A 12,899-nucleotide genomic window follows, 5' to 3' on the forward strand; every position below is an offset into this window, starting at 1 on the left:
AAATTTGCAAGTAACGGACCGTTCATAGCATGCCGTGCCGTGCGATGAAACTAGAGACCGGCGGCCGCGTTCTTGATCGCGGTCGCGAAGGTGCTCACCTCGGCGTAGACGCCGGGAGCGTGCGCCCGCGCGCAGCCTTCGCCCCAGCTGACGATGCCGACCTGGATCCAGGCGCCGGCGCTGTCGCGACGGAACATCGGGCCGCCCGAGTCACCCTGGCAGGTGTCGACGCCGCCGGAGTTGATGTTGCCCGCACAGATCTCGGCGCTGGCGATCAGGCCGGCGTAGCTGCCGCCCTGAGCCCTGCAGGTCGCGTCGGAGACGAACGGAACGGTGGCCTTGAGCAGGTAACGCTGCTGCGCCCCGCCTTCGGACGCCGCACCCCAGCCTGCGACGGTGAACGTGCCGCTGTTGTAGGCCGTGGTGGTGGCGATCGGCAGCGTCGGGATCCCGGTGACCGGGCTCGCGAGCTTGATCAGGGCCCAGTCACCACCGGTGGAGGTGGGGTAAGTCGGCGACCGGTGCACGTAGGTCGACCTGACCTTCTTGGCCGAGCCGCTCTGCAGGTCCACGACACCGAGGGTGGCGGTGATGCTCGTGTTGGCGCCGGTCCGCGACACGCAGTGCGCGGCGGTCAGCACGATCTGCGAGGTGTAAAGCGCACCGCCGCAGCCCATCGAAAGCCTTACCATCCAAGGGAATTCACCCTGGGCGGCTCGGGTTCCACCGACCACATCGGTGGACGGCGGCTGAGCTGCCGCGGCAGGCGGAGCCGTGGCGAGACCCGCCAGGGTTCCGGCCGCCGCGACGGCGATCAGGGTCTTTTTGAGCAGGCTGAACCGACGCTTGATGTCCAAGGGTTCATTCCTTCCGGCTGTCCACAGTGGAGGCAGGGAGACTGACTGCGGCCAACTGACTACAGCAGGTGGACGGACTTCGGGACAACCGACTTTCTTCGGATCTTTGGGCGGATGACGGTGATTAACGGACGTTCGCGCCGAACCGCCGACGAATGGCGTAGCCCAGAGCGCCTAACGCCAGTACTCCGGAACCGGTGAGCACCGAAACCGCCGGAAGGCTGACAGCGAGCACGGCACAACCGAGCAGTCCGAGAACGGCGACCACGCGCGGCGCGGGCCGCAAGGTCAGCGCGGCGGCGTTCGTCACGGCGTAGTAGGCGAGCACCGCGAACGACGAGAAACCGATCGCGCCGCGGAGATCGAGGGTGCTCGCGAGCAGGGCGACGACGACACCGACGGTCACTTCGGCCCGGTGCGGGACTCCGAAGCGAGGGTGGACGGCGGTCAGATAGCGGGGGAAGTGGCCGTCGCGCGCCATGGCCAGCGTGGTCCTCGACACACCGAGGACGAGCGCGAGCAGCGAACCCAGCGCGGCGAGGACGGCACCCACCCGCACCAGAGGCGTGACCCAGGACCACGACGAGACCTCGACACCCTCCGCGATCGGGTCCGCGCTCCGGCCCAGCAGCTCCGGCCCGAGCTGATACAGCAGGACGAAGGCGAGCACGGTGTAGACGACTAGCGCCAGCCCGAGCGCGATCGGCACCGCGCGCGGGATGGTGCGCGCCGGATCGCGGACCTCCTCGCCGAGCGTCGCTATCCGCGCGTAGCCGGCGAACGCGAAGAACAGCAGCCCGGCGGCTTCGAGAACACCTCCGACACCGGGTGTCACCACCGGCCCCGGGGTGCCGGCGCGCAGGGTGCCGCCGAAGATCATCGCCGTGACGGCCAGCGCCAGGATCGTCAGCGTGATGGCCACGATCAGCCTGGTCGCGAACGCCGAGCGCTGGACACCGCGGTAGTTCAGCCCGGTCAGCGCCGCCACGACGGCCACCGCGAACAGGCTCCGCCACGGCTGCCCGAGTCCCGGCGCGGCGTAGGTGACGACGGTCAGCGTCATCGCCGCGCAGCTGGCCGTCTTGCCGACCACGAAGCCCCAGCCCGCCAGATAGCCCCAGAATTCGCCCAGCCGCTCGCGTCCGTAGACGTAGGTTCCGCCGGACGCCGGATACAGCGCCGCCAGCCGGGCCGACGACGTCGCGTTGCAGTAGGCGATCACGGCGGCGATGGCGAGCCCGGCGGGGAGCCACGCTCCGGCGGCGCGTGCGGCCGGGGCGAAAGCGACGAAGACCCCCGCCCCGATCATCGAGCCGAGTCCGATGAAGACGGCGTCGCGGGTGCCGATGCGCCGAATGAGTGTGCCCGTTTCGTCCACGAGTGTGAGCGTGGCATGAACACTTCGTTCGGGTCAGTACAGGGCAGGTGAATTCGGCCTAAGATCTCCGATTGTGAAAACGCGTTCGCCCAGACGTCATCCACCCGCCGACGGCCCGGTCCGGGACGGAATTCCCGAACACGGCCGCATTCCACGCTATTACGCGGTCAAAGTCGATCTGCTCGACGTGATCTCCGAATTAGGGCAAGGATCGGTACTTCCCACGGAAAGGGAACTCTCCGAAAGATTCGAGGTTTCTCGCGCGACGGTCCGCCAGGCCGTCGGTGAACTCGTGCTCGAAGGACGTCTCAGCAGGCGGCAGGGGAGCGGCACGTACGTCGCGGGCCCCAAGCTCGTCCAGCCGCTCGCGTTGGTGAGTTACACCGAAGGACTCAGGAGGCAGGGCATTCGGCCTGGCCGGAATCTGATCTCGCTGGAACGCCGGGAGGCAGGTCCGTCGCTGGCTTCGGAACTGGAAATCGATCCCGACGACGACGTCATCCACATCGAACGGGTGCTGCTCGCCGACGACGAGCGGGTCGGGCTGGAATCGACCTATCTCACCGCCGAGCGATTCCCGACGCTGATGGATGTGTTCGATCCCACACAGTCGCTCTACGCGTGTTTGCGGGAAAGGCTCGGCGTGGTCTTCGACGGCGCCGAGGAGCGAGTCGAGACCGTACTCGCCACGCCCCGGGAGGCTCTGCTGATCGGGACGAACCCGGCGCTGCCGATGCTGCTGATGCACCGGACCTCGTGGGGTACCGACGGCGTCCCGTTCGAACGCGTCCGGTCACTGTTCCGGGGTGACAGGCTCTCCTTCGAGACCAGGCTCGGCCGCGTGGAGTAGCCCGCCCACGCGTTTAGTCCTCTAGTTGCGGTACTTGCACTTTCAACGACCGCAAGCAGAGGACTACTCGCGGTGAAACATAACGCGTAGATAACAGGTCTGGTCCAAACTTCGGCGGTACTTCACCTGGGGTTATGGCCGCCGTCACGGAGCGTTGGTGCACGCCAGCGAGCGTCTGCGGTGTGCGAATCCTCATCATCGGCGGCGGAGTGCTCGGCACTCAGCACGCCTGGCAGGCCGTCGAACGCGGCCACGACGTCGTCCAGATCGAACGCGAACCCGAGGCCCGGGGCGCCTCCGTGCGCAACTTCGGGCTGGTCTGGGTCGGCGGCCGCGCCACCGGTCCCGAACTGGAGACGGCGGCCAGGGCGCGGGTGCTGTGGGAGCGCATCGGCGAACGAGTGCCCGGAATCGGCTTCCGGCCGAACGGTTCCCTCACCGTCGTCCGCACGGAGGCCGAACTCGCCGTCGCCCGAGCCGCCGCGACCAGCACGGAGGATCGTGGCTTCAAGCTGCTCGACCCCGCCGAGACCCGCGAGCTGAACCCGGCCCTGCGCGGCGACTTCCTCGGCGCGCTCTGGTGCGATCGCGACGCCGCCGTCGAACCGCGCGTCGCCCAGCCCGCCCTGCGGGCCGAATTGGCGAAGTCCGGCCGTTACGCCTGGGTGCCCGGTCGTGAGATCCGCGACCTGACCACCCGTGGCGTCGTCGACGACACCGGCGAGGCGCACGAGGGTGACGTCGTCGTGCTCTGCACCGGTGCCTGGACCGGCGGCCTGGTCAAAGAACTCGCCAGGCAGACCCCGGTCCGCCGGGTGCGGTTGCAGATGGCCCAGACCGACCCGTTGGGTGAGAGCCTCACCACCACCGTCGCCGACGCCGACAGCTTCCGCTACTACCCGGCGTACCGCGGCGAAGCGCTCGACGGTCTCAACGCCGGGCAGCCGCAGGGCGAGATCGCCGCGGCCAACGCCATGCAGTTGCTCATGGTCCAGCGTTTCGACGGCTCGCTGACCATCGGTGACACCCACGAGTACGACGAGCCGTTCTCCTTCGACACCACCGAAGACCCGTACGACCACTTGGCCGAGGTCGCCGGAGCGCTGCTCGGACGGCCGCTCCCGCGCATCGCCCGACGCTGGGCCGGGGTCTACGCCCAGACCACCGACACCTCCCGGATCGTCCACCGCGCCCGCGTCGCGGACAACGCCTGGCTCGTCACCGGACCGGGTGGCCGGGGTATGACCTGCTCGCCCGCCATCGCCGAAGACACCGCCGAGGAGCTGTCGTGGTGAACACCGAACTCGTCGTCCTGGACATGGCCGGGACCACCGTCGCCGACGACGGCTTGGTGATCCGCGCCTTCACCGCCGCGATCGCCGCCGCCGGGGTGTCCGAAGAGGACAGTCGCTATCCTGGCATGCTCGACTACGTCGTCGAGACCATGGGCCAGTTCAAGATCGTCGTCTTCCGCGCCCTGCTCGACGGGAACGAGGGCCTCGCCCAGCGCGCGAACACCGAATTCCAGGCGGCCTACGGGAAACTCGTCACCGACGGCCACTGCGAGCCGATCCCCGGTGCCGAGGAAACGATCCAGGAGCTGCGCGCTCAGGGCGTCAAGGTCGCCCTCACCACCGGGTTCGCCTCCGCCACCCAGAACGCGATCCTGGACGCGCTGGGCTGGCACGGCCTCGCCGACGCCGTCCTGGCGCCGGGCGTGGGCGTCCGCGGCCGCCCGTTCCCCGACCTCGTCCTCGCCGCCGCGCTGCGGCTCGAAATCAGTGACGTCCGCCGGATCGCCGTCGCGGGCGACACCCCGTCGGACGTCCAGACCGGCCTTTCCTCCGGCGCCTCACTCGTCGCCGGTGTGCTCACCGGATCGGCGAAGAAGCCGGAACTGGAAGCCGCCGGTGCCACCCACGTCCTCGAATCCGTCCGCGACCTCCCCGCCCTGCTGTCCTAAAAGGAGCTTTGACGAAATGAAGAAACTCGCGGCCACCGCCCTCGCCGGGCTGCTCACGATCACCTTGGCCGCCTGTGGTGGCACCGCCGGCGGCGCGTCCGGCGACCAGACCGTCACGATGGACGGTCTCGAAGACTGGTACGCCCAGCGTGTCGAGGAGTTCAAGGCCAAGACCGGCATCACCGTCCAGGCGGTGACCGCCGGCTCGGGCGAGGTCGCCTCGCGGGTGGAGAAGGAGAAGGCTAATAACCAGGCCGACATCCTGGTCACCCTCCCGCCGTTCATCCAGCGGGCCGCGTCGCAGGGTCTGCTCGTCGCCACGGCGCCGTCCGGGCTCGACCAGGTCCCCGCCGGGCAGAAGGACGGCCAGGGCCGCTACTTCGCCATCATGAACAACTACCTCAGCTTCATCCGAAACCCGCAGGCCTCACCCAAGACCTGGGACGACCTGCTCGCCCCCGCGCTCAAGGGCAAACTCCAGTACTCGACTCCCGGCGAGGCGGGCGACGGCACGGCGGTCCTGCTGCAGCTCCAGCACGTCCTGGGTGAACAGGGCGCGCTCGAATACCTCGCGAAGCTCGAAGCCAACAACATCGGCCCGTCGTCCTCCACCGGCAAGTTGCAGCCCAAGGTGGCCAAGGCCGAGATCCTGGTGGCCAACGGCGACGTCCAGATGAACCTCGCCTCGATCGAAAAGAGCGGCGGCTTCGAGATCTTCTTCCCCGCCGACTCCCACGGCAAGCGATCCACGTTCGCGCTCCCGTACTACGCCGGTCTCGTGAACAACGCGCCGCACGCGGAGAACGCCAAGAAGTTCCTGGACTTCTTGCTCTCACCCGAGGTGCAGAGCAAGGCCGTGGACGCCTTCGGCGCACCGTCGCGGGCCGACGTCACTCCGTCGGGCCCGCGAGCGGACAAGGTGAAGGCGGCGCTCGACGGCGTCGACATCTGGCAGCCGGACTGGAACGCCGTCCTCGCGAAGCTCGACGCCGACCTCGCCGCGTACAAGAAGGCCGTGGGCCGATGACCCCGGCGGTCGAGTTCCGCGGGGTGTCCGTCCGCTTCGGACAGACGACCGCCCTCTCGCCACTGGACCTCACCGTGGCGAGGGGGGAGACCCTGGCGATGCTCGGGCCGTCCGGCTCCGGCAAGTCGACGGCCTTGAAGGCACTCGCGGGTTTCGTGGTGCCGAGCACCGGCCGGGTCCTGCTCGACGGCGAGGACGTCACCGACCTGTCGCCGCACCGGCGTGGGCTCGGCGTCGTCGTCCAGAGCTACGCGCTGTTCCCGCACATGCGCGTCGAGGCCAACGTCGCCTTCGGGCTCAGGGCACGGAAAACACCTCGCGCCGAGACGGCGAGCCGGGTCACCGAGGCGCTCGAACTGGTCGGCATGAGCAAGTACGCCCGCCGCTACCCGCGTGAGCTCTCGGGCGGGCAGCAGCAGCGGGTCGCGCTCGCCAGGGCTTTGGCCATCCGTCCCCGCGTGCTGCTGCTGGACGAGCCACTGTCCGCTTTGGACGCCGCCCTGCGCGAGGACATGGTCGCGGAACTGCTGCGGCTGCGCGCCGAACTGCCCGACACCACGCTGATCTACGTCACCCACGACCAGGGTGAGGCGCTGGCGCTGGCCGACCGGATCGCCGTCATGCGCGACTCGAAGCTGGTCGAACTCGGCCCCAGCCGCGAGCTCTACCAGCGTCCGTCGACCGAGTTCACCGCGAGTTTCCTCGGCGCGTCCAACCTCATCCCGGTGGAACTGATCCAGCCCGACGGCACCCGGGTCCGGCTCGGCGGTCGCGAACTGACCGCCGACCCGTCCGGCGTGCTCCGGGCGGGGCAGCCCGTCGCGCTCGGTGTCCGGCCCCACCGGGTCGGGATCACGGCGGCGGACGCCCCTGGCGCGCTGCCCGCGGTCCTGCGCGGCGTCCAGTGGCGTGGCACGGGCTTCCGGCTCGACCTCGAACTCGCGCACGACGGCGACGAAGTCCGGGCCGAGGTCCCGGACGTCGAAGGGCTGCCGAACGTGGGGGAGAAGGTCGGAGTGTCCATTCCGGACGGTTGCCCGCTGGTGGGCGTCGGATGACCGGCATCGCGCTGACCGCTACGGCGGCACCGGCGCGGCGACAGGAGAAGCGGCCGGGACGCGGCTGGCTCCTGCTGCCGCCGGTGCTCATCTTGCTCGGCTTCTTCGGCTACCCGCTCGTGCTGGTCGTCCTCCAGTCCCTGGAATCGAAGACCGGCGAGTTCGGCCTTTCGGTGTGGCTGGACGTCCTGGGTTCGGCGGAATTCCGGGACGCCGCCTGGAAGACGGTCGCGCTCGCACTGGGCGCGACCGCGGGCTGCGTCGTGCTCGGGACGTTCCTCGCACTGGTGATCGCGTTCGTGCCGTTCCCTGGCGCGCGGACGCTCTCGCGGCTGGTGGACACCGTCCTCGCGTTCCCGTCGTTCCTGATCGCGCTCGCGTTCACCTTCATCTACGGCAGCGCCGGAATCCTCGGCGTTGGCGGGTTCCTGTACTCGCCGTTCGGGATCCTCTTGGCGGAGATCACCTTCTACACGCCGTTCGTGATGCGGCCCGCGCTCGCCGCGTTCGGCCAGGTGTCGTCGGCGCAGATGGAGGTGGCGGCGAGCCTCGGCGCGAAACCCGGACGCGTGCTGCGCCAGGTCATCTTGCCGGAAGCGTGGGCGTCACTGGCCTCCGGCGCGTGCCTGACCATGCTGCTGGCGATGAACGAGTTCGGCATCGTGCTGTTCCTCGGTGCCAAGGACGTCACGACCCTGCCGATGCTGGTGTACGGCAAGGGGATCGTCACCTTCGACTTCCCGCAGGCGTGTGTCATCGCGGTGGTCAACGTCGTGTTCTCCCTTGCCCTGTACGGAACCTACCGGCGACTGACGAAGGGAGGCCGTCGTGCTGCTGTGGACAAGGCGTAGCCGGATCCTGCTGTGGGCGGTGTTCGCGGTGCTGTTCGTCGCGATCGTGCTGGCACCGCTGCTGATGATCGTGCTGGCCTCGGTCGCCGGGAACTGGACCGGAGTGCTGCCGGGCGCGCTCACCGGTTCGCATTTCGCGCAGGCGTTGTCCGGGGAGACGTTCTCGAGTCTCTCGGTGAGCGTCCAGACCGGCGTCATCGCCTCGGTGGCCTCGGTACTGCTGGGCACATGGGCCGCGCTCGCGGCGCAATCCGCCCCGTCGAAGGTCCGGAAGGCCGTCGACACCCTGTTCCACCTGCCGATCGCGGTGCCGTCGGTGGTGCTGGGGCTGGCGCTGCTGGTCGCGTTCAGCCGTCCGCCGCTGGCCTTCAACGGCACGCGCTGGATCGTGCTGCTGGGGCACGTGATGATCCTGCTGCCGTTCTCCTACAGCACGGTCTCCGCCGCGATCACGCGGATGGACCCGTTGCTGGCGCAGGCGGCGGCGAGCCTCGGCGCGGGGCCGGTCCGCGTGCTGCTGCGGGTGCGCCTGCCGGTGCTGCTCCCGTCGATCTCGGCGTCGGCGAGTCTCGCGCTGGCGATGTCGATGGGTGAACTGGGCGCGACGATGATGCTGTACCCGCCGGACTGGCGCACGCTGCCCGCGAGCATTTTCGCGCTCACCGACCGGGGACAGGTGTTCCTGGCGTCGGCGAGCACCGTGCTGCTGCTGGCCGTCACGCTCGCCGGGGTGGTGATCCTCGGATTTGCCCGCGGCCGCGCCGCGCAACGGTGATGCAACCGGTTGTCTGCTCCGTACCGTCCAGCCGTCATGAAGAACGCAGCGAAGACGCTGGGCGTGGGGCTCGTGCTCGCCGCGACGGCCGCCTGTGGCGCGGGCGGTTCGGCGAGCACGAGCACCTCTCCGGTCGTCACCACACCGTCGGATCTGCCCACCTCGCTCCCGGCGAGCCCGCCGGTCGCGAAACCGCCGATGTCGCGACCGACCGTCGGCCCGCCGCCCTCGGACAAGATGCTGCCGCCATCGCAGCTCGACGCCAAGGTGCCCGCGCAGGTCAGCGCCGAAGAGGGCGCGCTCGTGAAGGTGCACATCGAGCTGAGCGGCTGTGCCGAGGCGACGGCGAACCTGGCCGAGCAAAACCCCCAGCGGGTCGTGATCAAGGTGAGGATCGACCACGGCGAGCCGGGGCGGATGTGCCCGCAGGTCATCCGCTACGCCGTCCTGCCGGTGAAGCTCGCGGAGCCGATCGGGCCGCGCGCCGTGGTTCTGGAAGCGGGTTGAGACCAGGTGCAACCCCACAGCGGTCTCGTTCCGTCCTAGCCGCATGAGGTACTTAACGAATGTCATCGGCCTCGGCCTGATCGTCGTTGCGGTATCCGCCTGCGGGGCGCAGAACCAGGCGGCGGAACCCGCGGCCGGACCCGGGAGCGGCACCCTGAGTACCGTGCCGCCGTCATCGACCGCTCCGCCTTCCTCGTCGCCTGCGCCGGGGAGCCAGCCGGGGATTCCTGGCGCGCCGCGTCAGGAGGTCCCGGAAGGCAGCACCAAGCTGCCGGACAAACAGCTCGACGCGGCGGCCCTCCCCGCGGACTACCCGCGTGAGGTGTACACGAGCAACGGCGGGACGATCCTGAACATCCGCGGCCAGGAAGGCGGCTGCGGGCACGCGACGGCGGAGGCCGCGCAGCAGGACGGGAACCGGGTCACCATCAACCTGACCGAACTGAAGGGCCAGACCGGCCAGATGTGCACGATGGACATCCGGCACCCGGTGATCTCGGTGTCGCTTTCGGCGCCGCTGGGAGAGCGGACCGTCGTGCTGAAGCAGATGCGGTAACGCGCGAGCGTGTGATGGACGGGACTTTCATCGAGAATTTTGCGATGAAAGTCCCGTCCATCACAGCATCAGTGGTCAGCGGAAACTGATCTGCAGCACCGGTTCCGAGGTGGCCTCGAAGAAGTCGTTCCCCTTGTCGTCGATGACGATGAACGCGGGGAAGTCCTCGACCTCGATCTTCCAGACCGCCTCCATCCCCAGCTCCGCGTACTCGAGGACGTCTACCTTCTTGATGCAGTCCTGCGCGAGCCGCGCGGCCGGGCCGCCGATCGAGCCGAGGTAGAACCCGCCGTACTCGGCGCACGCCGCGGTCACCTTCTTGGACCGGTTGCCCTTCGCCAGCATCACCAGCGAGCCGCCCGCGGCCTGGAACTGCTCGACGTAGGAGTCCATGCGGCCCGCCGTGGTCGGCCCGAAGGAGCCCGACGCGTAGCCCTCCGGCGTCTTCGCGGGGCCCGCGTAGTACACGGGGTGGTCGCGAAGGTACTGAGGCATCTCTTCGCCCGCGTCGAGCCGCTCAGCGATCTTCGCGTGCGCGATGTCGCGGGCGACGACGAGCGGACCGGTCAGCGACAGGCGTGTCTTCACCGGCAGCTGCGAGAGCTGGGCGCGGATCTCGGCCATCGGGCGATTCAGGTCGACGGTCACCACCTCGTCGGACAGGTCGTCCTCGGTGACGTCCGGCAGGAACCGCGCCGGGTCGCGCTCCAGCTGCTCCAGGAAGACACCGTCCGCGGTGATCTTCGCCTTGGCCTGACGGTCGGCGGAGCACGAGACGGCGACACCGACCGGGCAGGACGCGCCGTGGCGCGGCAGCCGGATCACGCGGACGTCGTGGCAGAAGTACTTGCCGCCGAACTGCGCGCCGATGCCGAACTGACGCGTCATCTCCAGCACCTGCTGCTCGAGGTCGACGTCGCGGAAACCGTGTCCCAGCTCGGAACCCTCGGTGGGGAGGTCGTCGAGGTAGCGGGCGGAGGCCAGCTTCGCGACCTTCAGGTTGAACTCCGCCGATGTGCCGCCGACGACGATCGCGAGGTGGTACGGCGGGCAGGCCGCGGTGCCGAGGCTGCGGAGTTTCTCGTCGAGGAACTTCGCGAGGCGCTTCGGGTTCAGGACCGCTTTGGTCTCCTGATAGAGGAACGTCTTGTTCGCACTGCCGCCGCCTTTGGCCATGAACAGGAATTCATAGCTCGGGTCGTCTTGACCGTCTTTATGATAGAGCTCGATCTGCGCGGGCAAGTTGGTGCCCGTATTGCGCTCATCCCAGAAATTCACCGGCGCCATCTGTGAATAGCGCAGATTCAACTCCTGATAGGCGTCGAAAATGCCCCGCGACAACGCGCGTTCGTCGTCGGCGCCGGTGAGCACGCCTTCGCCGCGTTTGCCGATCACGATCGCGGTGCCGGTGTCCTGGCACATCGGGAGGACGCCGCCGGCGGAGATCGCCGCGTTGCGCAGCAGGTCCATCGCGACGAACCGGTCGTTGCCGCTCGCCTCGGGATCGTCGACGATCGCGCGCAGCTGTGCCAGGTGTGACGAGCGCAACAGGTGCTGAATGTCGGTGATCGCGGTCTTGGCGAGCTTGGTCAGTGCCTCGGGCTCGACCTTCAGGAACTTACGGCCCGCGGCTTCGACGACCTCGACACCTTCGGTGCCGATGAGCCGGTACTCGGTGCGGGTGTCCTTGGCGAGCGGAAGGACTTCAGTGTGCTGGAACGTGGTGGGCGCCACTGCGCGGGCTCCTTTGCCGGCATCGGGAACCTGTCCACGGTACAAGGCCGACCCGGGGTGACCCGCGCCACCTCCGCGTGCGGAAGCGGGAATGCAATTCGCACGCCGCAATTTGTGGTCAAACACCACAAATTAGTTCGGGAGGCCGGGCCCACCCCGACGGACCCGACCTCCCGGGGAAAGCGATCCGGGCATGAACACCCGACCGCGAAGACTTATTACCTGCTCGACGGTCTCGTGACGCAGGTCATAAGTCAACGCTGCCGAACGGGTGTTGATTTTTCCGCGCCGAAAGGCCCAATGAGGACTACGAAGCGTAGGCGCGCAGGCGATCGGCCCGCTCACCCTGACGCAGCTTCGACATGACCTCTCGCTCGATCTGGCGAACGCGCTCACGGGAGAGCCCGAAGAACTTGCCGATCTGGTCGAGCGTCCGCGGCTGACCGTCGTCGAGGCCGTAGCGCAAGCGGATCACCTGGGACTCCCGGTCGTCCAGCGTCGCGAGCACGCGGCGCAGGTCGTCCTGGAGCAGACCGGAGATCACGGCGCTCTCGGCGTCGGTCGCCTCGGAGTCCTCGATGAAGTCACCGAGCGGGGCGTCTTCCTCGGTGCCGACCGGCATGTCGAGGCTCACCGGGTCACGCGAGTGGTCGAGCAGGTCGGAGATCTTGTGCGCCGGAATGCCCGATTCCGTGGCCAGTTCCTCGTGCGTCGCGTCGCGCCCGAGCTGCTGGTGCAGGTCGCGTTTGATGCGGGCCAGCTTGTTCACCTGTTCCACCAGGTGGACCGGCAGCCGGATGGTGCGTCCCTGGTCGGCCATCCCCCTGGTGATGGCCTGGCGGATCCACCAAGTGGCGTACGTCGAGAACTTGAACCCCTTGGAGTAGTCGAACTTCTCCACCGCGCGGATCAGGCCCAGGTTCCCCTCCTGGATCAGATCGAGCAGTGGCATCCCCCGGCCGGTGTACCGCTTCGCGAGCGAGACCACGAGACGGAGGTTGGCCTCCAGCAGGTGGTTCTTCGCGACGTGGCCGTCACGCACGAGTGCGGACATCTCGGAGCGCCGCTTCGGCGTGATGCTCTCGGCCGTGTCCAGCATGTGCTGGGCGAACACTCCGGCTTCGATACGCTTCGCCAGCTCGACCTCGTCGGCGGCGGACAGCAGCGCCGTCTTGCCGATTCCGTTGAGGTACACGCGAACGAGGTCCGCGGCCGGGCTCTGGGCGTCGAGATCGGCGTCGGTGAGCGCCCCCGCGCTGAACGGCTCCTGGGTGGATTGCGCCGGGATACGGCGCTCGCGAATCCCGCGCGCTTCGCGTTCGAGAGTCTGGACTGACATTCTG

General features: G+C 68.6%; 13 protein-coding genes. 9 read left to right on the forward strand and 4 right to left on the reverse strand.

Annotation, left to right across the window (positions count from 1 at the left end):
- Positions 1 to 50: 50 nt before the first annotated feature.
- The gene (locus ACM6LR_RS19765) at positions 51 to 857 is read right to left on the reverse strand and encodes a S1 family peptidase (RefSeq protein ID WP_414937486.1); all 807 of its coding nucleotides are present in this window, start codon (positions 855 to 857) and stop codon (positions 51 to 53) included.
- 124 nt (positions 858 to 981) lie between these two features.
- A complete protein-coding gene (locus ACM6LR_RS19770; protein WP_414937487.1) occupies positions 982 to 2,235 on the reverse strand; it encodes an APC family permease in 1,254 nt (417 codons plus the stop codon).
- A gap of 73 nt (positions 2,236 to 2,308) precedes the next feature.
- On the opposite strand from ACM6LR_RS19770, the gene ACM6LR_RS19775 reads away from it, so the two are divergent.
- From ACM6LR_RS19775 to ACM6LR_RS19815, 9 genes are all read left to right on the forward strand, one after another.
- Positions 2,309 to 3,085, forward strand: coding sequence for a GntR family transcriptional regulator (locus ACM6LR_RS19775; protein WP_414937488.1), 777 nt, complete (start codon positions 2,309 to 2,311; stop codon positions 3,083 to 3,085).
- Between the two features lie 182 nt (positions 3,086 to 3,267).
- Positions 3,268 to 4,380: a TIGR03364 family FAD-dependent oxidoreductase gene (locus ACM6LR_RS19780; RefSeq protein ID WP_414944273.1), complete on the forward strand. Its 1,113-nt coding sequence runs from the start codon at positions 3,268 to 3,270 to the stop codon at positions 4,378 to 4,380.
- Positions 4,374 to 5,048: a phosphonatase-like hydrolase gene (locus tag ACM6LR_RS19785; RefSeq protein WP_414944274.1), complete on the forward strand. Its 675-nt coding sequence runs from the start codon at positions 4,374 to 4,376 to the stop codon at positions 5,046 to 5,048. Before ACM6LR_RS19780 ends, ACM6LR_RS19785 begins: the two co-directional genes overlap by 7 nt.
- A gap of 16 nt (positions 5,049 to 5,064) precedes the next feature.
- Positions 5,065 to 6,075 (forward strand): 2-aminoethylphosphonate ABC transporter substrate-binding protein, encoded by a 1,011-nt coding sequence (locus ACM6LR_RS19790; protein ID WP_414944275.1) that lies wholly within the window; start codon positions 5,065 to 5,067, stop codon positions 6,073 to 6,075.
- Positions 6,072 to 7,133 carry an ABC transporter ATP-binding protein gene (locus ACM6LR_RS19795; RefSeq protein ID WP_414944276.1) on the forward strand — a complete coding sequence of 354 codons (1,062 nt, stop codon included), beginning with the start codon at positions 6,072 to 6,074 and terminating at the stop codon, positions 7,131 to 7,133. The genes ACM6LR_RS19790 and ACM6LR_RS19795 overlap by 4 nt, the downstream gene beginning before the upstream one ends.
- Entirely contained in the window at positions 7,130 to 7,984 is an 855-nt protein-coding gene (locus tag ACM6LR_RS19800) for a 2-aminoethylphosphonate ABC transporter permease subunit (protein WP_414937493.1), read from the forward strand. The genes ACM6LR_RS19795 and ACM6LR_RS19800 overlap by 4 nt, the downstream gene beginning before the upstream one ends.
- Entirely contained in the window at positions 7,962 to 8,759 is a 798-nt protein-coding gene (locus ACM6LR_RS19805) for an ABC transporter permease (protein ID WP_414937494.1), read from the forward strand. The genes ACM6LR_RS19800 and ACM6LR_RS19805 overlap by 23 nt, the downstream gene beginning before the upstream one ends.
- A gap of 36 nt (positions 8,760 to 8,795) precedes the next feature.
- A complete protein-coding gene (locus tag ACM6LR_RS19810) occupies positions 8,796 to 9,266 on the forward strand; it encodes a hypothetical protein (protein WP_414937495.1) in 471 nt (156 codons plus the stop codon).
- Between the two features lie 43 nt (positions 9,267 to 9,309).
- The gene (locus ACM6LR_RS19815; protein ID WP_414937496.1) at positions 9,310 to 9,822 is read left to right on the forward strand and encodes a hypothetical protein; all 513 of its coding nucleotides are present in this window, start codon (positions 9,310 to 9,312) and stop codon (positions 9,820 to 9,822) included.
- A gap of 75 nt (positions 9,823 to 9,897) precedes the next feature.
- Here ACM6LR_RS19815 and ACM6LR_RS19820 read toward each other — a convergent pair whose 3' ends face one another.
- Both ACM6LR_RS19820 and ACM6LR_RS19825 read right to left on the reverse strand, forming a co-directional pair.
- Positions 9,898 to 11,556, reverse strand: coding sequence for a fumarate hydratase (locus tag ACM6LR_RS19820; protein ID WP_414944277.1), 1,659 nt, complete (start codon positions 11,554 to 11,556; stop codon positions 9,898 to 9,900).
- 307 nt (positions 11,557 to 11,863) lie between these two features.
- A complete protein-coding gene (locus ACM6LR_RS19825) occupies positions 11,864 to 12,895 on the reverse strand; it encodes a sigma-70 family RNA polymerase sigma factor (RefSeq protein ID WP_414937498.1) in 1,032 nt (343 codons plus the stop codon).
- Positions 12,896 to 12,899: the final 4 nt, after the last annotated feature.

This window comes from Amycolatopsis sp. cmx-11-32 (assembly GCF_047608695.1).
Taxonomy (GTDB): domain Bacteria; phylum Actinomycetota; class Actinomycetes; order Mycobacteriales; family Pseudonocardiaceae; genus Amycolatopsis.